Origin of the sequence: Amycolatopsis panacis, from assembly GCF_003600245.1 — a bacterium.
In the GTDB taxonomy this organism is placed as follows: domain Bacteria; phylum Actinomycetota; class Actinomycetes; order Mycobacteriales; family Pseudonocardiaceae; genus Amycolatopsis; species Amycolatopsis sulphurea.
Genome location: NZ_QZFV01000065.1, coordinates 1 through 19,680, shown reverse-complemented (window position 1 = coordinate 19,680; position 19,680 = coordinate 1). Strand labels below are relative to the sequence as shown.

Annotated in this window: 20 protein-coding genes; 14 read left to right on the top strand and 6 right to left on the bottom strand. The window is 70.1% G+C overall.

Annotated features, from left to right (window positions below; genetic code table 11):
• Positions 1-78: 78 nt before the first annotated feature.
• Positions 79-1,182: a branched-chain amino acid aminotransferase gene (locus D5S19_RS07100; RefSeq protein ID WP_120022525.1), complete on the bottom strand. Its 1,104-nt coding sequence runs from the start codon at positions 1,180-1,182 to the stop codon at positions 79-81.
• A 109-nt stretch (positions 1,183-1,291) separates the two neighbouring features.
• On the opposite strand from D5S19_RS07100, the gene D5S19_RS07095 reads away from it, so the two are divergent.
• The gene (locus D5S19_RS07095) at positions 1,292-1,582 is read left to right on the top strand and encodes a hypothetical protein (protein ID WP_120022711.1); all 291 of its coding nucleotides are present in this window, start codon (positions 1,292-1,294) and stop codon (positions 1,580-1,582) included.
• A gap of 4 nt (positions 1,583-1,586) precedes the next feature.
• Here D5S19_RS07095 and D5S19_RS07090 read toward each other — a convergent pair whose 3' ends face one another.
• A complete protein-coding gene (locus D5S19_RS07090; RefSeq protein ID WP_120022524.1) occupies positions 1,587-2,222 on the bottom strand; it encodes a DUF402 domain-containing protein in 636 nt (211 codons plus the stop codon).
• Positions 2,215-3,042 carry a sulfatase gene (locus D5S19_RS07085; protein WP_233573757.1) on the bottom strand — a complete coding sequence of 276 codons (828 nt, stop codon included), beginning with the start codon at positions 3,040-3,042 and terminating at the stop codon, positions 2,215-2,217. The genes D5S19_RS07090 and D5S19_RS07085 overlap by 8 nt, the downstream gene beginning before the upstream one ends.
• Positions 3,043-3,166: 124 nt before the next feature.
• On the opposite strand from D5S19_RS07085, the gene D5S19_RS07080 reads away from it, so the two are divergent.
• Together D5S19_RS07080 and D5S19_RS07075 are read left to right on the top strand one after the other, a co-directional pair.
• Positions 3,167-4,669, top strand: a complete 1,503-nt coding sequence (locus D5S19_RS07080; RefSeq protein ID WP_120022522.1) for a leucyl aminopeptidase — start codon at positions 3,167-3,169, stop codon at positions 4,667-4,669.
• 88 nt (positions 4,670-4,757) lie between these two features.
• Positions 4,758-5,741, top strand: a complete 984-nt coding sequence (locus D5S19_RS07075) for an SMI1/KNR4 family protein (protein ID WP_120022521.1) — start codon at positions 4,758-4,760, stop codon at positions 5,739-5,741.
• Between the two features lie 7 nt (positions 5,742-5,748).
• On the opposite strand, the gene D5S19_RS07070 is transcribed toward D5S19_RS07075, so the two are convergent.
• Positions 5,749-6,096: an oxidoreductase gene (locus tag D5S19_RS07070; protein ID WP_120022520.1), complete on the bottom strand. Its 348-nt coding sequence runs from the start codon at positions 6,094-6,096 to the stop codon at positions 5,749-5,751.
• A 192-nt stretch (positions 6,097-6,288) separates the two neighbouring features.
• On the opposite strand from D5S19_RS07070, the gene lpdA reads away from it, so the two are divergent.
• The 5 genes from lpdA to lipB all read left to right on the top strand — a co-directional run bounded on the left by lpdA (position 6,289) and on the right by lipB (position 11,853).
• The gene (gene lpdA / locus D5S19_RS07065; protein ID WP_120022519.1) at positions 6,289-7,662 is read left to right on the top strand and encodes a dihydrolipoyl dehydrogenase; all 1,374 of its coding nucleotides are present in this window, start codon (positions 6,289-6,291) and stop codon (positions 7,660-7,662) included.
• A gap of 54 nt (positions 7,663-7,716) precedes the next feature.
• On the top strand, positions 7,717-9,450 hold the full coding sequence (gene sucB, locus D5S19_RS07060; protein ID WP_120022518.1) for a 2-oxoglutarate dehydrogenase, E2 component, dihydrolipoamide succinyltransferase: 1,734 nt from the start codon (positions 7,717-7,719) through the stop codon (positions 9,448-9,450).
• Between the two features lie 152 nt (positions 9,451-9,602).
• Positions 9,603-10,487 carry a TIGR01777 family oxidoreductase gene (locus tag D5S19_RS07055; RefSeq protein WP_120022517.1) on the top strand — a complete coding sequence of 295 codons (885 nt, stop codon included), beginning with the start codon at positions 9,603-9,605 and terminating at the stop codon, positions 10,485-10,487.
• Positions 10,484-11,113 (top strand): phosphatase PAP2 family protein, encoded by a 630-nt coding sequence (locus D5S19_RS07050; protein WP_120022516.1) that lies wholly within the window; start codon positions 10,484-10,486, stop codon positions 11,111-11,113. The genes D5S19_RS07055 and D5S19_RS07050 overlap by 4 nt, the downstream gene beginning before the upstream one ends.
• Complete coding sequence (gene lipB / locus D5S19_RS07045; RefSeq protein WP_120022515.1) at positions 11,110-11,853, top strand: lipoyl(octanoyl) transferase LipB; 744 nt, start codon at positions 11,110-11,112, stop codon at positions 11,851-11,853. Before D5S19_RS07050 ends, lipB begins: the two co-directional genes overlap by 4 nt.
• Before the next feature lie 44 nt (positions 11,854-11,897).
• On the opposite strand, the gene D5S19_RS07040 is transcribed toward lipB, so the two are convergent.
• A complete protein-coding gene (locus tag D5S19_RS07040; protein WP_120022514.1) occupies positions 11,898-12,833 on the bottom strand; it encodes an LLM class F420-dependent oxidoreductase in 936 nt (311 codons plus the stop codon).
• A gap of 10 nt (positions 12,834-12,843) precedes the next feature.
• Positions 12,844-13,473, bottom strand: coding sequence for a TetR/AcrR family transcriptional regulator (locus D5S19_RS07035; RefSeq protein ID WP_120022513.1), 630 nt, complete (start codon positions 13,471-13,473; stop codon positions 12,844-12,846).
• A gap of 132 nt (positions 13,474-13,605) precedes the next feature.
• On the opposite strand from D5S19_RS07035, the gene D5S19_RS07030 reads away from it, so the two are divergent.
• From D5S19_RS07030 to D5S19_RS07005, 6 genes are all read left to right on the top strand, one after another.
• Positions 13,606-14,133 (top strand): hypothetical protein, encoded by a 528-nt coding sequence (locus D5S19_RS07030; protein ID WP_120022512.1) that lies wholly within the window; start codon positions 13,606-13,608, stop codon positions 14,131-14,133.
• Positions 14,134-14,153: 20 nt separating this feature from the next.
• Positions 14,154-15,104 carry an oxidoreductase gene (locus D5S19_RS07025; RefSeq protein ID WP_120022511.1) on the top strand — a complete coding sequence of 317 codons (951 nt, stop codon included), beginning with the start codon at positions 14,154-14,156 and terminating at the stop codon, positions 15,102-15,104.
• Positions 15,105-15,141: 37 nt separating this feature from the next.
• Positions 15,142-16,143: a lipoyl synthase gene (gene lipA / locus D5S19_RS07020; protein ID WP_120022710.1), complete on the top strand. Its 1,002-nt coding sequence runs from the start codon at positions 15,142-15,144 to the stop codon at positions 16,141-16,143.
• Between the two features lie 131 nt (positions 16,144-16,274).
• On the top strand, positions 16,275-16,940 hold the full coding sequence (locus D5S19_RS07015) for a DedA family protein (protein WP_120022510.1): 666 nt from the start codon (positions 16,275-16,277) through the stop codon (positions 16,938-16,940).
• 45 nt (positions 16,941-16,985) lie between these two features.
• Positions 16,986-17,852 (top strand): patatin-like phospholipase family protein, encoded by an 867-nt coding sequence (locus tag D5S19_RS07010; RefSeq protein ID WP_120022509.1) that lies wholly within the window; start codon positions 16,986-16,988, stop codon positions 17,850-17,852.
• 105 nt (positions 17,853-17,957) lie between these two features.
• Positions 17,958-19,145, top strand: coding sequence for a L,D-transpeptidase (locus tag D5S19_RS07005; RefSeq protein ID WP_120022508.1), 1,188 nt, complete (start codon positions 17,958-17,960; stop codon positions 19,143-19,145).
• Positions 19,146-19,680: the final 535 nt, after the last annotated feature.

The following is a 19,680-nucleotide window of genomic DNA, read 5'->3' as shown; positions in this document are numbered from 1 at the left end:
CGGACTCAGCGGCTGTGAAGGGTCCCTTCACGGCTTTCCAGGGTCCGTGAAGGGACCCTTCACAGCATTCGACAGGGGTCAGCGCAGGCGCAGCAGCCAGCCCTCCGGGCCCTGCCGGGTGCCTTCCTGGATGCCGACGAGCTGCTCACGCAGCTGCATGGTCACCGCGCCGGGCTGTCCGCCGGAGACGGAGAACTCGCCGCCCGTGTGCTTCACGTGGCCGACCGGGGTGATCACCGCGGCGGTGCCACAGGCGAAGACCTCGGTCAGCTCGCCGGAGGCGGCCGCCTTCTCCCACTCCTCGGTGGAGATGCGCCGCTCCTCCACCGCGTACCCGGCGTCCGCGGCCAGCTGCAGCAGCGACCGGCGGGTCACGCCGGGCAGCAGCGAACCGGTCAGCTCCGGGGTGACGACGCGCGCCTTGTCGCCCGAGCCGAAGACGAAGAACAGGTTCATCCCGCCCATCTCCTCGACCCAGCGCCGCTCCACCGCGTCCAGCCACACGACCTGGTCGCAGCCCTTCTCCACGGCCTGCGCCTGCGCCACGAACGACGCCGCGTAGTTGCCCGCGCACTTGGCCGCGCCGGTGCCACCGGGCGCCGCGCGCACGTATTCGGTGGACAGCCACACCCGCACCGGCTTCACGCCGCCGCTGAAGTACGACCCGGCCGGCGAGGCGATCAGCGTGTACAGGTACTCCGCGGCCGGCTGGTTGACCCCCAGCCCCGTCGAGGTGGAGATCAGGAACGGCCGCAGGTACAGCGAGTCGCCCTGGCGGGTGGGCACCCACCGCTCGTCCACCTCGATCAGCTCGCGCAGCGAGTCGAGGAAGATCTCAACCGGCAGCTGCGGCATGGCCAGCCGCTCGGCGGACTCCTGGAACCGGCGGGCGTTGGCGTCCGGGCGGAACGCGGCGATCGTGCCGTCCGGCTGGCGGTAGGCCTTGAGCCCCTCGAAGATCGCCTGGCCGTAGTGCAGCACGGAGGTCGCCGGGTCGAGCGTGAACGGCGCGTACGGGCCGACCGTCGCGTCGTGCCAGCCCTGCTCCTGGTTCCACTTCACGGTGACCATGTGGTCGGTGAAGTAGGTGCCGAATCCGGGTTTGGCCAGTACCTCGGCGACGCGGTCCGCGCTCGCGGGGCTCGGGTGCGGGACATGGCTGAACTGCGTCGCTGTGGTCATACCCGGATATTAGCTTGGTCGGACGGGCGTTAGTCGGATGTCCTCGCTTTTCCGGGATCCCGGCCCGCCGCCGTGGCCACCACGCGGGACCCGCCTCTACGATGGCGGGGTGACCACGCAACCCGCGCACCCGGCGAAGTCCACCGGCACCGACGTGAAGACCTTCGCGACCGCGGTCCTGCTGACCTTCGGCGCCGGGATGCTCGGCATGGTCGGCTGGGGCCTGCTCAGCAGCGGCTTCGGGTTCTTCCTCGGCCTCGTCGCGGCCGGTTTCGGCCTCTACTGGTGGCGCAGCCTGCACGGCGGGGTGATCACCGCGAAGCTGCCCACCCGCTCGGTGGTGGTGCTGTTCGTGGTCGACGCCATCCTGATGGTGGCGCTCTTCCTGATGACCCGATGACCCGCTAGCGCGGCCAGCCCGGCAGCGCGGGCCGGGGCCAGTCCTGCTCCGGCCGGAAATCGGTGTACGAGCCGTCGAACGGGAACACACCGCGCCCGGCCAGCGCGCCGATCCGCTCGCCCTCCTCGCGCAGCCGGTCGAGCTGCTCCGGCGTGAGCCGCCCCGCGTGCACCGCCGCCACCGCTTCGTCCTCGTCCTTCCAGCGCCAGCCCATGTCCGGCGTGACCACCAGGTCCAGGATGCCGTCCATCCGGTCGGGGCCGCCCGCGCAGCGGCCGAGCGGCACTTCGAGGTTGACGTACCAGTCGCGGAACCGGCCGTCCGGCTCGAAGAACCACCACACCGACGACCAAGCGTCCTCCGGGATCATCCGCAGTGTCGAGGTGCCGTGCCAGATGTCGGGCACTGAAATCCGCGGCACGCGAAATCGCTCGGCCAGCGGGGCATCGCGCAGCGCGCGGCCGTCCTGGAGCCGGCTCCCGATGATCGGCGTCCCCAACGGAAGCCAGCCGAACAGCACCTGCCCATCGTCGGAGATGACTCGCAGCGGATGTTCCTGTCCGACGGAACCGTCCGGCCGCACGAAACGCTCGACGACGGTCTCGCCCGGCGCCCACCGACGTCGGTGGTGATCATTCATGTACGTCACCGTAGTGGCGAAGCCGAGTACGCAGCACCAGCTCGACGACCGTGGCAAGCCCTGCAACGAGAAGCACCGCGTACACCGGAGCAAACGCCGCAGCCGCTGCCGCCACCACGCCGCCTGCGACGCCGGGCAGACCGCCGGACGGCGCGAACCGCTCCCGCGCATCAGTGAACGTCGTCAGCGCTGCAGGCACCGTCGCGAGCACAACGACCACAGTCAGCAACGGCTGTAGCTGACCGGCGTCCGCGGCGTACAAGAGATCGCGGAACGACGTCTCGGCGAGCCCTAGCCGAATCGGGCCAAGCTGAACCAACGCGACCACGGTCACCAGCACGGCCACCACTGCGAGCGTCACTGCGCGCAGCCGCTCCCCCGTGCTCGGCAACAAGAACGGCAACACGACGAGCGCAGCCACCACGACTGCAGGCACGTTCGGAGAACCGATGCCGTCAAAAGTCACCACCGGTGGGACGACGGCGCACAGCACCACTAGCACCGCCGCAGCGACGAGCAGTACGACAGTCAGCCAGCGTACGAGCACAGTGGGCAACCGCAGCCCCGCGAAGTCAGCTGCGACAACGAGAACCACCAGCGCGCCCGCGGCGTACGACGACTGCGACGGCACCACGTACGCGCCGAAGACGATCGCGAAGACCACCAGCTGAGCCAGCCGTGCGACACCACCGGTGTAACGGTCGAGCTGCCCCGTTCCGAGCGAAGGCAGCCGGGAAACCAGTACCGCGACGACCGCGGCCAGCACCACCCCGGCGAGCACCCAGTACCTGGCCCCGGCAGCACCCACTGCCAGCACCATCAGGAGTCCGCCCCCTAGCCGCACTATGGTCCCCTTCCGACCGTCGCCCGAACGTGTCATTAGCATGGCTCACAATCGACCGGGCGGGCCCGCCCGGTCCACGCGACGTCGCGAGGAGCCAGAAGTGACCGTGCCGAAGCTCGCCCTCACCGAGAACACCGAGGCGGCCGTGGGCAAGACCCGCGCCGACGTGGTCGTGATCGGCATTGTGCAGGGCGCGGACGGTCCCGTGCTCGCCGCCGGTGCCGAAGTCGCCGACGCGGCGTTCGACGGGACGCTCGCCGACGTGCTGGGCACGCTCGGCGCCACCGGCAAGGCCGAGCAGGTCGTGAAGCTGCCGACGCTGGGCAAGCTGCCCGCAGGGGTGCTGCTGGCGGTCGGCCTCGGCAAGCAGCAGGACGGGACGGTCACCGCCGAGCAGGTGCGCCGCGCCGCCGGTGCCGCCGCCCGCGCGCTGGCCGGCACCGACCGCGCCTTCGTCACGCTGTCGGTGCTTGATCTGCACGCCGCCGTCGAGGGCACCGCGCTGGGTGCGTACGCCTTCACCGAGTACCGCTCGGAGAAGGGTGACAGCCCGCTGGCCCGCGCCGACTTCGCGAACCCCGCCGAAGGCACCGCACGCGAGCACAAGGCCACGCTGAAGGCGGCCACCACGATCGCCGAGTCGGTGATCATCGCCCGCGACCTCATCAACACCCCGCCGAACGACCTGTTCCCGGCCTCGTTCGCCGACCGCGCGAAGAAGCTGGCCGAGGCGAACGGCCTGGACTTCGAGGTGCTCGACGAGAAGGTGCTCAAGCGCAAGGGCTTCGGCGGCATCCTCGGCGTCGGCGGCGGTTCCACCCGGCCGCCGCGGCTGCTGCGCGTGAGCTGGAAGCCGGCCAAGGCGGGCAAGAAGGTCGCGCTGGTCGGCAAGGGCATCACCTTCGACTCGGGCGGCATCTCGCTCAAGCCTTCCGCGGGCATGGACGACATGACCTCCGACATGTCCGGCGCGGCCGCCGTGCTCGCCTCGGTGGTGCTGGCCGCCAAGCTGAAGTACCCGCTTGAGGTCACCGCCCACATCCCGCTCGCGGAGAACCTGCCTTCGGGCAGCGCCTACCGCCCCGGCGACGTGCTGACCATGTACGGCGGCAAGACCGTCGAGGTGCTCAACACCGACGCCGAGGGCCGGCTGGTGCTGGCCGACGCGATTGTGCGGGCCGCCGAAGAGGACCCGGACTACCTGATCGAAACCTCGACCCTCACCGGCGCGCAGGTCGTCTCGCTCGGCAACCGCACCGCGGGCGTGATGGGCACCGACGAGTTCCGCGACCGGGTCGCGGGCATCATGCAGGCCACCGGCGAAGGCGGCTGGGCCATGCCGCTGCCCGAGGAGCTGCGCGCCGACCTGGACTCGCGGCTGGCCGATCTGGCCAACGTCACCAGCCACCGCTGGGGCGGCATGCTCGTCGCCGGCATCTTCCTCGGCGAGTTCGTGCCCGAGGACCTGACCTGGGTGCACATCGACGTGGCCGGCCCGTCCTACCACAAGAACGCGCCGTACGGCTACACCGCGAAGGGCGGCACCGGCGTGCCGGTCCGCTCGATCGCCGCCGTCCTCGCCGACATCGCCACGCACGGCTGATCCCTCGCCGGGAAAATTGCCGTGAAGGGCACCTTCACGGACGCTGAGTCCGTGAAGGTGCCCTTCACAGACCACGGAGCAGGGACGCATGGAACGCGACGACTACCTCGAAACCGCCGTTCGCGACGTGCTGACCGGTGACGATCTCGCGGTGGACCGCCGGATCGGCCACGCGGCCCTGCTGCTGGCCACGGCGGGCGCGGCCGGTCCGGCGGACCGCCTGATCACCCAGTGGCAAACGGTGACCGGACGGCCGGCTTCGGCGCTGGCCCCCGACGCCGTGCGTGCCCGAGGCTGGGCGATGCTGTTCGAGGCGCGCGGCGACCGTCCACAGTGGGCAGAATCCCTGCCGCCGCTGGACCTCGACGCGGAAGAGCGCGCGCACCAAGCATTCCTCACCCGTCAAGTGTCTGATTTGGACGGTCTGTTCGAGGGATCCCCGGTGGCGGGCGCGATCGGCGCCCTCGCCCCGGGCAGGCCCGACCCGGTCCGCGCCGCGCTCGCCGCGGGCGATCCGGACGGCTGGGCCGGGCTGGTCACGAACCGGCCGGAGCCGGACGTCGCGGCACTCGCGGCGACCCGTCCGCTGGCTCGCCGGCTGGTCGAGGGCGCCGATCCGCTCGGCCTCGGCCCGGACTGGCCGCAGCAGTGCGCGGGTGCGCTGATCGCCGCGCTACGCGAACGGTACCCCGCCGGCACGCGGAGCTGGCCGGACCTCATCGCCGCGATCCTGCGGCTACGCGGGCAACGCCCCGGCCGCCCGGCCACGCCCGCCGGCATCGCCGCCGCCGAACACCGGCTCGGCGTCCGGCTCCCTGACGACTACCGCGATTTCCTCACGGTGACCGACGGCCTGCCCGCGGACGTCGTCTTCCCCCGGTTGCTGCCCGCCGCCGAACTCCGCACGGAGGACGACGTGGTGATCATCTCCGCGCCCGCGACCGTTCTCCTTGCCCGCACCGGCGGCGACTGGCACGCGGTCGAGGTGGACCTGACTTTCGGCAGCAGCGCGCACCCGTCGTTCCGCGCGCTGCTCGAACGCCACCTCCGGCTGCTCGAAGCAAGCGCCTGAACCCCGATCACGCCCCCGGACGGCGCTTCTGCCGCTCGCGGTAATCGCGCATACGCTGCGGGTAGCCGACCCGGGAGACCTCGTACACGGGGATCGTGTTGCGGTGCCCGAACCGTTGCGCCGCTTCGAGACTCCCGATCCGCCGCCGGGTCGACTCGCCGTCGTGTGCGACCAGCAGCACAGTGGTCTCGGTCACGGTCGTGCGCGGCTCCACGAACGCCTCGACACCGCGCCTGGCCGCCGCCCATTCCTGCAGGTAGCGAGTGTCCTCGGCATCGGCCCGCCGGACCGCGCCGGACCCTCGGCCACCGCGGCCGCGGCGCCGGAACCCGTCGAAGATCCCCACTCCGACCACCTCTCTTCCTGCTGGAGTCCCACTTCCATTATTCCTGCCCGGCGGTGTGGCCGGGGTCGCATGCCCGGCTTGGCCCGGCTCGCTCGCACGGCCGGACGGCGTAGTGACAAGATGGCCATGTCGCGCGCGCGTTTATACCGCGTGCCGCGGCGAAGAAGAGCTTCACCCCATCGCTGCCGAGGAGTTATTGAAGTGAGCGACACCTCCGCCGACCTCGTGATCCTGGGAGGCGGATCGGGCGGCTACGCCGCGGCGTTCCGCGCGGCCGAGCTGGGCCTTTCCGTCACGCTGATCGAGAAGGACAAGCTGGGCGGGACCTGCCTCCACCGGGGCTGCATCCCGACCAAGGCCCTGCTGCACGCGGCGGAGGTCGCGGACGAGACCCGCGAAGCGGAGTCGTTCGGCGTCAAGGCCGTGTTCGAGGGCATCGACATCGCCGGCGTGAACAAGTACAAGGACGGTATCGTCGCCCGCCTGTACAAAGGCCTCCAGGGCCTGGCCAAGGCGCACAAGGTGAACCTGGTCGAGGGTACCGGCCGGTTCGTCGGCGGCACCACGGTGGAGGTGGAGGGCACCCGCTACACCGGCAAGAACCTCCTGCTGGCCACCGGTTCGTACTCGCGCACGCTGCCCGGCCTCGAACTCGGCGGCCGGATCATCGCCAGCGAGCAGGCGCTGACCCTGGACTACGTGCCGCAGAAGGTCGTGGTGCTCGGCGGTGGCGTGATCGGGGTGGAGTTCGCCAGCGTGTGGGCCTCCTTCGGGGTCGAGGTCACGGTGGTCGAGGCGCTGCCGCGGCTGGTCCCGAACGAGGACGAGTTCGCCTCCAAGCAGCTCGAGCGCGCGTTCCGCCGCCGCAAGATCGCCTTCAAGACCGGTGTCCGCTTCACCGGCGCCAAGCAGGACGACAACGGCGTGAGCGTCTCGCTGGAGTCCGGCGAGACCCTGGAGGCCGACCTGCTGCTGGTCGCCGTCGGCCGCGGCCCGAACTCGGCCGGGCACGGCTACGAGGAGGCCGGCCTCACGATCGACCGCGGCTTCGTGCCGACAGACGAGCGCCTGCGCACCAACCTGCCGAACGTCTACGCCGTCGGCGACATCGTGCCCGGCCTGCAGCTCGCGCACCGCGGGTTCCAGCAGGGCATCTTCGTGGCCGAGGAGATCGCCGGGCAGAACCCGCGAGTGATCGACGAGCGCGGGATCCCGCGGGTCACCTACTCCCACCCCGAGGTCGCCTCGGTCGGCCTGACCGAGGCCCAGGCCAAGGAGCAGTACGGCGCGGACGTCACCACGTTCACCTACGACCTCGGCGGCAACGGCAAGAGCCAGATCCTCAAGACCTCCGGCGGCGTGAAGCTGGTCAAGGCCCCGGACGGCCCGGTGGTCGGCGTGCACATGGTCGGCGACCGGGTCGGCGAGCTGATCGGCGAAGCGCAGCTGATCTACAGCTGGGAGGCGTTCCCCGAGGACGTCGCCCCGCTGATCCATGCGCACCCCACCCAGACCGAGGCCCTCGGTGAAGCGTTCCTCGCCCTCGCGGGCAAGCCGCTGCACGTGCACAGCTGACGTCTCACCCGCAGAATCCACCTACGTCTTACAGATCAAGGGAGTCAGCGAACAATGGCCTACTCCGTCACCTTGCCGGAGCTCGGCGAGAGCGTCACCGAGGGCACCGTCACGCGGTGGTTGAAGCAGGAAGGCGACCGGGTCGAGGTCGACGAGCCGTTGCTCGAGATCTCGACCGACAAGGTCGACACCGAGGTCCCGTCGCCGGTCGCCGGCACCGTGGTGAAGATCAGCGCGGGCGAGGACGAGACCGTCGAGGTCGGCGGTGAGCTGGCGGTGATCGACGACGGCACCGGCGGTGTGCCGGCCGCCGCCCCGGCACCAGCCGCGGAACCGGAGCCCGCCCCGCAGGCCGCTCCGGCCCCGGCACCCACCGTGGCCCCGGCCCCGCCTGCCGCCCCCGCCGCGAACGGCTCGGGCACCGACGTGAAGCTGCCCGAGCTGGGCGAGAGCGTCACCGAGGGCACCGTCACGCGGTGGCTCAAGCAGGTCGGCGACAGCGTCGCGGTGGACGAGCCGCTGCTGGAGATCTCCACCGACAAGGTCGACACCGAGGTCCCGTCCCCGGTGGCCGGCACCGTGCTGGAGATCCGCGCCGGCGAGGACGAGACCGTCGAGGTCGGCGGTGTGCTCGCGGTGATCGGCGACGCGAACGCGGCGCCGCAGGCCGCTCCGGCCCCGGCACCCGCCGCACCGCCGCCCCCGCCCCCGGCACCGGCGCCCACGCCTGCCCCGGCCCCCGAGCCGGTCCAGGAGACCAAGCCCGCCCCCGCGCCGCCCGCTCCCCCGGCACCCGCCCCCGCGGCGGCACCGTCGGGCAACGGCGCCGCCGAAGGCCCGTACGTCACGCCGCTGGTGCGGAAGCTGGCGACTGAGCACGGCATCGACCTCGCGTCGCTGACCGGCAGCGGCGTCGGCGGCCGGATCCGCAAGCAGGACGTGCTCGCGGCGGCCGAGGCCAAGCAGAAGCAGGCCGCTCCGGCGGCGCCCGCCGCGGCCCCGGCCGCAGCGGCACCCGCGCCGGCCGCCCCGCGCGCGGCGGCGGTCTCGCCGGAACTCGCGGCGCTGCGCGGCACTGTGCAGAAGGCGAGCCGGATCCGGCAGATCACCGCCACCAAGACCCGCGAGTCGCTGCAGGAGTCCGCGCAGCTCACGCAGGTGCACGAGGTGGACGTCACCAAGATCGCCAAGCTTCGCCAGCGTGCCAAGGCGGCGTTCAAGGAGCGCGAGGGCGTCAACCTCACGTTCCTGCCGTTCTTCGCCAAGGCCACGGTCGAGGCGCTCAAGCAGCACCCGAACGTCAACGCCTCCTACAACGAGGGCAGCAAGGAGATCACCTACCACGGCGCCGTGCACCTGGGCATCGCGGTGGACACCGAGCGCGGCCTGCTCTCGGTCGTGATCCACGACGCGGGTGAGCTGAGCCTGGCCGGTCTCGCGCACCGCATCGCCGACCTGGCGGCGCGGGCGCGGGCCAACCGGATCAAGCCGGACGAGCTGACCGGCGGCACCTTCACCATCACGAACATCGGTTCCAACGGGGCCCTGTTCGACACGCCGATCATCGTGCAGCCGCAGTCCGGCATGCTCGGCACCGGCGCCGTGGTGAAGCGCCCGGTCGTGGTGGCCGACGCCGAGGGCAACGACACCATCGCGGTCCGCTCGATGGTCTACCTGCCGCTGACCTACGACCACCGCCTGGTCGACGGCGCGGACGCCGGCCGCTTCCTGACCACCATCAAGCAGCGGCTGGAAGAGGGCAACTTCGAGGACGAGCTGGGGCTCTGACCCCGGCGCGCGCCACCGTGAAGGCCTCCGCACCCCGGCCCGGGTGCGGGGGCCTTCGCCGTTTCCCCGCGCAGTCCACTTCGGACAGTCAAGTCACCACGGCACCGTGCCCGGCTGTGCAGATTCCGGGCGGATAGGACACGATCAGAGGTATGCGGGTACTCATCGCGGGATCCGGCGGACTGATCGGCAGGGCACTGGCCGGGCGGCTGCGCGCATCCGGGCACGAGGTGCGCCGGCTGGTGCGGCGGACCGCGCGGACAGCGGACGAACGCGGCTGGGACCCGCCGTCCGGGCGCATCGACGAAGGCACCTTCGACGGCGTCGAAGCGGTGGTGAACCTGTGCGGGGCGCCGTTGCTGCCCGGCCGGTGGAGCGGGATGCGCAAGCAGGTCCTGCTGGACAGCCGGGTCGAGCCGACCGAGGTACTCGCCGAAGCAGTGGCCGAACACGGCGTCGGCGTAATGGTGAACGCGTCCGCGGTGGGCTTCTACGGCAACACCGGGTCCACTGTGGTCACTGAGGATTCCGCTTCCGGCGAGGGTTTCCTCGCCGGTCTGTGCCGGGCGTGGGAAAGCGCGACGACGCACGCGGTGACAGCGGGCGCCCGCGTGGTCACTGCTCGCACCGGGCTGGTGCTCGCCCGCGAAGGCGGGTTGCTGAACGTGCTCCGGCCGCTCGCCCGCTTCGCGCTCGGCGGGCGGCTCGGCAACGGACGCCAGTTCATGCCGTGGATTTCGCTCGACGACGAGATCGGCGCACTGCAGCACTTGCTCGAACACGACGCGGTGTCCGGTCCGGTCAACCTCACCGGACCGGCGCCGGTGACCAATGCCGAGTTCACCCGCGCGCTCGGCCAGGCGGTGCACCGGCCCGCGCCGTGGTGGGTGCCCGCGATCGCGGTGAAGACCGCGCTGGGTCAAGCGGGCGAGGAAATGGCCTTGTTCGGGCAGCGCGCATTGCCGCGCCGGCTGGAGGAGAGCGGCTACGACTTCCGGCACCGCGCTGTGGAAAGCGCGCTGGCCGCAGCGACATGACCGTGCCGCGGGTGCGGTGGGCGGTCACCGGTGTGGTGCTGTTCGCCGCCTTCCTGGGGCTTGGCCTGCTCGTCGCGAGAAGGCCGTTGTCGCTCGATACCGAGGTCGCGAATGCCTTGCGTGGGCAGGACTCGCGGCCGGCGGGCGCGGTCGCGGAGGTGATCACCACCGTTCTCGGGCCGGTCCTGCCGTACGTGCTCGGGGTGGTGCTGATCGCCGTCGCGCTGCGCGACCGGACACGGTGGTCCGGATGTCTGCGGCTCGGTGTCGTGCTGGTGGTGTGCAGGCTGACCAGCCTCGCGTTCAAGCCCGTGTTCGAAAGGCAGCGCCCGCGCGCGTACCCGGATCTGAGCTATCCGAGCGGGCATGTGGTGTCCGTGGCCGCCACCGGGCTGGTCGTGGTGCTGCTGTGCGGCTGGCTGTGGCCACGTCAAATGCGGTGGGCGGCAACAGCCGCAGTGGTGGCGACAGTGCTCGCCGCGGCCTGCCGGGTCGTGCTCGGTGTGCATTGGGTCACCGACACCGTCGGCGCCGTTCTGGCCGTCCTGGGTGCGGGCCTGGTGTCGGCGAGCGCACTTCGGCTGCTGCCCTTTCCGGCGGTGGAGCGAGGTAGCCTCAATGGGTGAGTTCTCCGAGCACCAGCTGCCGCGCCGCCACTGAACCCGTCGACGTGCGGAAGATCGGCACGATCGAGTACACCGAGGCCTGGGACCTGCAGCGCGAGGTCCTCACCGCCCGTGCCGACGGGACCGGCCCGGACACCATGCTGCTGCTGGAACATCCGTCGGTCTACACCGCGGGCAAGCGCACCGAGCCCGAGGACCGGCCGGCCGACGGCACCCCGGTGATCGACGTGGACCGCGGCGGCAAGATCACCTGGCACGGGCCGGGCCAGCTGGTCGGATACCCGATCCTCAAGCTCGCCGACCCGATCGACGTGGTGCAGTACGTGCGGCGGCTGGAAGAGGCGCTGATCGCGGTGTGCGACCACTTCGGCGTGCACAGCGGCCGTGTCGAGGGCCGCAGCGGAGTGTGGATCCCGGCCGACGACCGCGGGATCGAACGCAAGATCGCGGCCATCGGCATCCGTGTGCAGCGCGGGGTGACGATGCACGGGTTCGAGCTGAACTGCAACGCCGACCTCGGCGCCTTCGACGCGATCGTGCCATGCGGCATCCGCGACGCGGGCGTCACCTCGCTGTCCTCCGAGCTGCAGCGCGACGTCCCGGTCGACGAAGCGCTGCCGCTGGCGCAGGAGCTGGTGCTGGCCGCGCTGGAAGGCGAACTGCCGGTCCGCGACGACCGCTGGCTGCCGCGCCCGGAGGCCCCGCAGGCCCCCGGCGTCACCTTCGCCCTGCAGAACTGACCCGAATGCTGTGAAGGGACCCTTCACAGCTTTTCACCACGGGTTCAGTCGAGTTGGGGAGCGACCTCGGCCGCGATGAACTCGATGTGGTCCAGGTCGGCGAGATCCAGCACCTGCAGGTAAAGCCGGGTGATTCCGGTCCTTTCCCGCCACTGCCCGATCCGCTCCACCACCTCGGCCACGGTGCCGGCCAGCCCGTCGCGGCGCAGCTCCTCCGGATCCCGGCCGATCGCCGCGGCACGACGGGTCACCTCCGCGTCGTCCTTGCCCACCGCCACGGTGAGCGCCGCCGAGCGGAGGATCTCCTTCGGGTCGCGGCCGATCGCGGTCGCCGCCGCGGCCACCCGCTCGAACTGCGCGAGGGCGGTCTCCTGGTCGGCGAAGGGCAGGTTGAACTCGTCCGCGAACCGCGCGGCCAGCTCCGGGGTGCGCTTCTTGCCGCTCCCGCCGATGATCACCGGCGGCGCGGGCGACTGCGCGGGCTTCGGCAGCGCCGGCGAGTCGATGAGCGTGTAGTTCTTGCCGGAGAAGGAGAACTTCTCCCCCACCGGAGTGCGCCACAGGCCGGTGATGATCTCCAGCTGCTCGGCGTAGAGGTCGAACCGCTCTTTGAGCGGCGGCAGCGTCAGGCCGTACGCGGTGTGCTCGGCATCGAACCAGCCGGACCCGAGGCCGAATTCGACCCGCCCGCCCGACATCTGGTCCACCTGCGCGACGGAGACCGCGAGCGGGCCGGGGTTGCGGAAAGTGGCCGCGGTGACCAGCGTGCCGAGCCGGATCCGCTCGGTCTCCCGGGCCAGCCCGGCCAGGGTGATCCACGCGTCCGTGGGGCCGGGCAGCCCATCCGCGTCGCCCATCGAGAGGTAGTGGTCACTGCGGAAGAACGCGTCGTAACCCGCTGCCTCGGTCGTCCGCGCCACGCGCAACAGGGTGTCGTAGCTCGCCCCTTGCTGGGGTTCGGTGAAGATCCTCAAGTCCATGGCCGCCAGCCTAATCACCGGCGGCGGCTCGTTCCGGCGCTTCTTCGCCTGCCGGACGGCGCACTCGCAGCAGCATCCGTACGATCACGTCCTCGATCTCCGCGCCGACCTTCTTCGGGTCGGCCGCGCTCGCGATCTCGGTGGCCGCACTGGACAACGCGCCGAACAGCAGCCGCGACGTGACCTCGACCGGCACCGGCTCCACCTCGCCCGCGTCGACGAGCAGCTGCAGCCCGGCGCGCACCAGCCCGAAGCTGCACTGCTCCTCGGCCTCGCGCCAGCGCTCCCAGCCCATCACCACCGGCGCCTCGTGGATGGCGATCCGCTGGTAGGCCGGGTCGAGGCAGCTGCCGATGAACGCCTTGAGCCCGCCCAGCGCCCGCTCCCACGCGGTACCGGGACCGGTCATGATCTTCTCCAGCCGGTCGTAGACCAGGCTCTCCACCGACTCGAACGCGGCCTCGAACAACGCCTGTTTCCCGGCGAAATGGTGGTACAGCGCCCCTTTCGTGACCCGGGCGCGTTTGGCCACCTCGTCGAGCGAGGTACTCGCGTACCCACGCTTGGTGAACAGCTCCACCGCGGACTCGACCAGGGCGGAACGGGTCGACTCCGAATAGTCGAGTCGTCGGGACCTCATTGTCGGCACGATCACGACCTTACGCCGGGCGGACGGTGGGCATACCCGTGGTATGTTGACCGCGTCAGGTCCGTACCGGGAGTATGCCGCAAACCTGCGGTATGACCTGGGCCACGGAAGGGGAGCCACACCATGAGCTGGACCGACTTCTACCGCCGCCGGGAAATCCTCGAAGCCGCCGTCCGCCACGCCGAACGCGCCCCGGCCGAGCCGCTGGCGCTCGACGAGATCCCGGGTGCCGCCGAGGTGTTCGGCACCGAAGAGAATCTGCTGCTGGCCCTGCAGTACAAGTGGAGCCAGCTGCTCGGCGGATATCTGCGTGCCGAACTGGCCGATCCGGAAGACGCGTTCGCGGACGGCGTGGGCGACCAGGTCGACGCAGTGTCCCGAGCGTGGCGCCGCGCGCAGTCGAAGCACCAGGCGCTGCGTACGTTGCTGGACAACGGTGTGCAGCGTTGCACCGCTTTGGTGCCACTGCACGAAGGCGAGCTGCGCATGCTGGCCGTCACGGCCGGGCTCGCCGAAGCGAGCGAACCGCGCGAAGAGGTCACCAACGTGGGCCATGCGCTCGATGCGCTGGTACGCGCCGGAGACGCGCGTACGACCTGCCGTCGCAGCCCCATGGGCCATCTGAGGCGACTACTCGCACATAGCGCGTGAGCTGTAGTTAGCTGAGCCGCATGCGCCGGCGCTGGACCGAGACCGACATCACCGACCAGAGTGGACGGACGGTCGTGATCACCGGGGCGAACTCCGGTCTCGGCCTGCGCTCGGCTGAAGTGCTCGCAGAACACGGTGCCCGCGTACTCCTGGCCTGTCGCTCACCGGAGCGCGGCGCGGCAGCCCTCACGCGGGTTGCCGCGGTAGCGACCGGCGCGAGGCCCGAAGTGGTCCATCTCGACCTCGCCGACCTCGCGTCGGTCCGGGAGACGGCAGCGACCATACGCGACCTCACTAGCGACGTACTCGACGTACTGATGAACAACGCCGGCGTATGGGCCACTGCGCACAGTCGGACAGCCGATGGGTTCGAGCTTCAGTTCGGCACCAACCACCTCGGGCATGCCGCGCTGACCTGGCTGCTGATGCCCGCCCTTCGCGGTGCGACAGCCGCGCGCGTAGTCACGCTGTCGAGCGTGACCGCGTTCGGCGCGCACCTGCGGCTGGACGACCTCAACACCGAGCACCACCGATACCACGCAGCCGTCGCGTACGGACAGACAAAGCTGGCTAACCAGGTTTTCGGAGTGGAGCTGGACCGACGCCTGCGCGCCGCCGGTTCGACCGTACAGAGCGTGCTCGCGCATCCCGGCTTCGCACACACCGCGTTGATCGGAAACACTGCCGACTCGTATCGGAACGCTGCGGTGCGTCAGCTGATCGCGACCGTCGGCGGGTTCGGCAGCTCACTGTTCGCGCAAAGCCTGGAAAAAGGCGCGCTGTCGCAGCTGTACGCAGCCACCGCCGACGACGTGACCGGTGGCGACTACATCGGCCCCGGGCACCTTCTCCAAACCCACGGCGCACCCACGAAACTCCGTACGCTGGCCACCGCCCAGGACCCGCGCACCGGGTCCGCATTGTGGGAACTGACCGCCAGGTTGACCGAGGTCACCCCCGACCCGCGCTAGCGGGACCTGCCCTCTTCCCGGGCGTAGGGTGGGCCGGGTGAGTGTGACGCCGGAGGGGCGGAAGTTGTTGCGGCTTGAGGTGCGTAACAGTGAGACGCCGATTGAGCGGAAGCCGTCGTGGATTCGGACTCGGGTGCGGATGGGTCCGGAGTTTACGGAGTTGAAGGGTTTGGTGCGTCGTGAGGGTTTGCATACGGTGTGTGAGGAGGCGGGGTGTCCCAATATTTATGAGTGTTGGGAGGATCGTGAGGCGACCTTTCTGATTGGTGGGGATCAGTGCACGCGGCGGTGTGATTTCTGCCAGATCGATACGGGGAAGCCCGCGGCGCTGGACCGTAGCGAGCCGGTGAAGGTCGCGGAGTCCGTTCAGGCGATGGGGTTGCGGTATTCGACGATCACCGGGGTCGCGCGGGACGACCTGGACGACGGCGGTGCGTGGCTGTACGCGGAGACGGTCCGGCAGATCCACGTGCTGAACCCGGGTACCGGTGTGGAGTTGCTGATCCCGGATTTCAACGCCGATCCCGCTCAGCTGGCCGAGGTCTTCGGATCCCGCCCCGAAGTCTTGGCGCACAATGTGGAGACGGTGCCACGGATCTTCAAGCGGATCCGTCCGGGGTTCCGCTACACCCGTTCCCTCGAGGTGATCACCCGCGCCCGTGAGGCGGGGCTGGTGACGAAGTCGAACCTGATCCTGGGCATGGGTGAAACCCCGGACGAGGTCGAACCGGCGATGCGGGACCTGGTCGAGGCGGGCTGCGAGATCCTGACGATCACCCAGTACCTGCGTCCCTCGCCCCGGCATCATCCGGTGGACCGGTGGGTGAAACCGGAGGAGTTCGTCACCCACTCCCAGGTCGCCGAATCGTTGGGGTTTGCGGGTGTGATGGCGGGGCCGTTGGTGCGGTCGTCGTATCGCGCGGGGCGGCTCTATGCCCAGACCAAGGCCCACCGGGGCGAGGAGCTGCCGGACAACCTCGCCCACCTGGCCGGACACGGACCCGCCGCCCAGGAAGCCACCTCACTCCTGGCACGCTGATCTCCCCGAAGCCTGCCCGCGGGTTCCCGCCGTGGGCAGGCTTCGACCGTTCACGCGGCCCTTTCTGCCCGCAAAACCCCAGTTCGCCGCCCCTCCCCCGGCGAATTCCAAAGCGCAAGTAAAGTGGCGCCGTGGCACTCGTAACGGACCTGTTGAACTGGCTGCAAGAACTTCCCCAGCCCGGCCTCGTCGCGGCGGCGGGCGGGCTCGTGCTCGCCGAGTGCACGATCGGGCTCGGCTTCATCGCGCCCGGCGAATCGGGACTGCTCATCGCGGCCACCACGGCGACCTCGGTGCCCCGCTTCCTCATTCTGTGGGCGGTCGTCACGGTGTGCGCGGCGCTCGGCGATTCGATCGGCTACGCACTCGGCCGGAGGTTCGGCCCGCGGCTGCGTGAAACGAAGCTGATCCGCAAGTACGGCGCGGACGCCTGGGACCGGGCCGGTGCCGTGCTCGAACGGCGAGGGGCGTGGGCAGTGTTCTTCGCCCGTTTCCTCCCGGTCCTGCGCACGCTCCTCCCGGCCGCGGCCGGCGCGTCCCGGCTGCCGTTCCGGAAGTTCCTGCCCGCGACCACGCTCGGGGCGCTCTGCTGGTCGATCGTGCACATCAGCCTCGGCGCCGCCCTCGGCGAAGCGGCCAAAAAGGTCGAAGGCGCGCTCAACACCGGATTCCTCGTGGTCGCCGCGGTGATCGTCGGCGTGCTCCTGTTCTTCCTGCTGCGGCTCAAGAAGCGCAAGGCACTCGCCGAGCCCGAACCCAAGGCGGAAGAGGAGGAGACCGCGGGCACGCCGCAGTGACAAGTCACCCGCTCGGGGTGGCCGCGGCTCACTAGATTCGGCGGTATGGCATTCGCTCTCCCGCGGCCGGTCGCCTTCGTTCTCGGTGGCGGCGGCAGTCTCGGCGCTCTCCAGGTCGGCATGCTCCAGGCGCTCGACGAGGCGGGCTTGGTCCCGGACCTGGTCGTCGGCACCTCCGTCGGATCGCTGAACGCCGCCGTGCTCGCCCTGCCCGGCGGGCACGGCCCGGCCATGCTGCCGGAGATCTGGGCACGGATGACCCGGCACGAGGCGTTCCCCGGCGGCGTACTGGGCCAGGTCCGCACCCTCCGGCACAGCAAGACCCACCTGTTCCCGAACAGCGGCCTGGCGAAGATCATCGACGATCACCTCGGTCCCGACTGCCGGTTCGAGGACCTGGAGCTGCCGCTCGGCGTGGTGACCACCGACGTCGACACGGCCGAACCGGTGCTGTTCCGATCCGGCCCGGTGCGCGCGCCGTTGCTCGCCAGCTGCGCGATCCCGGGCATCTATCCGCCGGTGGAACACGAGGGGCGGCTGCTGTACGACGGCGGGCTGGTCGCGAACGTGCCGATGCGCCAGGCGCTGCACATGGGCGCGAAATCGCTCGTGGTGCTGGACTGCGCGTTCCCGGGCCGGATGCCCAGTGCGCCGGGCACCTTCGCCGAGGTACTGATGTACACCGCGATGATCAGCATGCGCAATCAGGCAGTGCTGGAAGCGCCGCTGGCCGCGCGGGTGGCCCCGGTGGTGTACCTGCCCGGGCCGGAGCCGCTGCGGGTCAGCCCGCTCGACTTCAGCCGCACCGACGATCTCGCGCGGCTGGCCCGGGAAGCGGCCCGGACCTATCTGAAAGAGCTGGTCGTGGACGGTCCGGGACTTTACGGCGCACCCGGGCTCGTGGTGCCGTGATTCGCGTCACCGCAATGCACCCATCCGCTGCCCACGACGTCTTTCCGATCGCGTAGCTTTGTCAGAAGTAGCCTGCCGGTCCGCGATCCTCACAAAAGAGACATCATGTTCCCGAAAAAGAATATTCTTTCGGCCGCCGGAATTCTCGTGGCCACCTTACTGGCCTCGGCCTGTTCCTCCGGAGACGATTCCGGTTCGCCCGGCACTTCCGGTTCGGGCGGTTCCTCCTCGCCGGCCACCGTGTCCATCGAACCGGCGGACGCGCACGGGATGAACCCGACCACGCCGATCGTCGTCAAGGCCGCCAACGGGAAGCTCACCGAGGTGACGGTGACCAGCGCGAAGGGCAAGCCGGTCGCGGGCAAGATCGCGCCGGACGGGCTGAGCTGGACCAACAACGAGGTGCTCGGCTACGGCGGCAGCTACCACGTGGTCGCGCATGCCCAGGGCACGGACGGGAAGCCGGTGGAGAAGGCCGGTGACGTCACCACGATCACGCCGAAGAAGGAAGCGAACGCGAACCTGATCCCCGCGCCGTCCGCGGTGAAGAGCGCCGGCGTCGGTGTCGGTCAGCCGATCGTGTTCAGTTTCGCGACCCCGGTGAAGAACAAGGCCGCGGTGGAGAAGGCGCTGTCGGTCGAGTCCTCGCCGAAGCAGGAGGGCGGCTGGTACTGGATCGACGACAAGAACGTCCACTACCGGTCGAAGGAATACTGGCAGCCGGGGACCACCCTGACCGTCTCCGCGAAGATCTACGGCGTCGATTTCGGAAACGGTGTCTTCGGCGCGGAGGATCGCACCGAAACGTACAAGGTGCACGATTCCTGGATCGGCAAGGCCGACGGGAACAGCGAGCAGATGCAGATCTTCCACAATGGCCAGATGGTCAAGTCGATGCCGATCTCGATGGGCAAGGACGCCACCCCGACACATCTCGGCCCGCATGTCATTTCCGACAAGCAGGCGAACTACACCATGGACTCGTGCACCTACGGTGTCTGCCCGCCGGACCCGAAGGCCTACCGTTCCAACGAGAAGTTCTCCGAACGCATCTCCAACGACGGCGAGTTCGTGCACGAGAACCCGAACAGCGTCGGCCAGCAGGGCAGCTCCAACGTCTCGCACGGCTGTATCAATCTCAACGCCGCCAACGCCCAGTGGTTCTTCGACAACTTCGGCCTCGGCGACGTCGTCGAGGTCACCAACTCCGGCGGCCCGCAGCTGCCGCTCTGGGACCTCTACGGCGACTGGTCCAAGTCCTGGCCCGATTGGCAGAAGGGCTCCGCGCTCTGAGCATGCCTTGATCCGCCGTGCGGGCGATACCCGCTGAGCTGAGTTCCGGACCCGGGAAAGGGCCGGTCACCCGAGTGGTGACCGGCCCTTTCGCTTGCCGGCGGCCAGACATCGCGCAGGCGCAAGGGATCCGCTTGGACACGGGTCCGGTGCGGGCTTCTTGGCACGGCCTGGTCTCGGTGGTGCCCGGTGAAGTGTTTCCCCGAAGCTCGTACGTGATCCCCAGCCGGAACTCCAGTTACGCGTACCCCCGGTGGGTTTGTGGTACACGCGAGGCAGTTTGCCGGAGGTGGTCTGGTCCTGGGTCGCTCTGGCGCGTCATTGACGTTGCGGGCACGTCCTGCGGTGTTGTGGTCAGGTGAGCACGCCCTCCGCCTTTTCGGCGAGCCATTCCCCGAGTGGGCCGGCGGGCAGGGTTCCGGCAAAGTCGGTGTAGAGGTCCGTGAAGGGACCCTTCACGGACTCTGAGTCTGTGAAGGGTCCCTTCACGGACCCGAAACCGGTCCGGCGCACGCCACGAGGTGGTCGCACACAC

What these genes read in the sequence shown, in the direction of transcription:
- D5S19_RS07100 (WP_120022525.1), bottom strand. Translation starts at nt 1,182, where the DNA reads ATGACCACAGCGACGCAGTTCAGCCATGTCCCGCACCCGAGCCCCGCG.
- D5S19_RS07090 (WP_120022524.1), bottom strand. Translation starts at nt 2,222, where the DNA reads ATGAATGATCACCACCGACGTCGGTGGGCGCCGGGCGAGACCGTCGTC.
- D5S19_RS07085 (WP_233573757.1), bottom strand. Translation starts at nt 3,042, where the DNA reads ATGGTGCTGGCAGTGGGTGCTGCCGGGGCCAGGTACTGGGTGCTCGCC.
- D5S19_RS07075 (WP_120022521.1), top strand. Translation starts at nt 4,758, where the DNA reads ATGGAACGCGACGACTACCTCGAAACCGCCGTTCGCGACGTGCTGACC.
- sucB (WP_120022518.1), top strand. Translation starts at nt 7,717, where the DNA reads ATGGCCTACTCCGTCACCTTGCCGGAGCTCGGCGAGAGCGTCACCGAG.
- D5S19_RS07055 (WP_120022517.1), top strand. Translation starts at nt 9,603, where the DNA reads ATGCGGGTACTCATCGCGGGATCCGGCGGACTGATCGGCAGGGCACTG.
- D5S19_RS07050 (WP_120022516.1), top strand. Translation starts at nt 10,484, where the DNA reads ATGACCGTGCCGCGGGTGCGGTGGGCGGTCACCGGTGTGGTGCTGTTC.
- D5S19_RS07040 (WP_120022514.1), bottom strand. Translation starts at nt 12,833, where the DNA reads ATGGACTTGAGGATCTTCACCGAACCCCAGCAAGGGGCGAGCTACGAC.
- D5S19_RS07035 (WP_120022513.1), bottom strand. Translation starts at nt 13,473, where the DNA reads ATGAGGTCCCGACGACTCGACTATTCGGAGTCGACCCGTTCCGCCCTG.
- D5S19_RS07030 (WP_120022512.1), top strand. Translation starts at nt 13,606, where the DNA reads ATGAGCTGGACCGACTTCTACCGCCGCCGGGAAATCCTCGAAGCCGCC.
- D5S19_RS07025 (WP_120022511.1), top strand. Translation starts at nt 14,154, where the DNA reads ATGCGCCGGCGCTGGACCGAGACCGACATCACCGACCAGAGTGGACGG.
- D5S19_RS07010 (WP_120022509.1), top strand. Translation starts at nt 16,986, where the DNA reads ATGGCATTCGCTCTCCCGCGGCCGGTCGCCTTCGTTCTCGGTGGCGGC.
- D5S19_RS07005 (WP_120022508.1), top strand. Translation starts at nt 17,958, where the DNA reads ATGTTCCCGAAAAAGAATATTCTTTCGGCCGCCGGAATTCTCGTGGCC.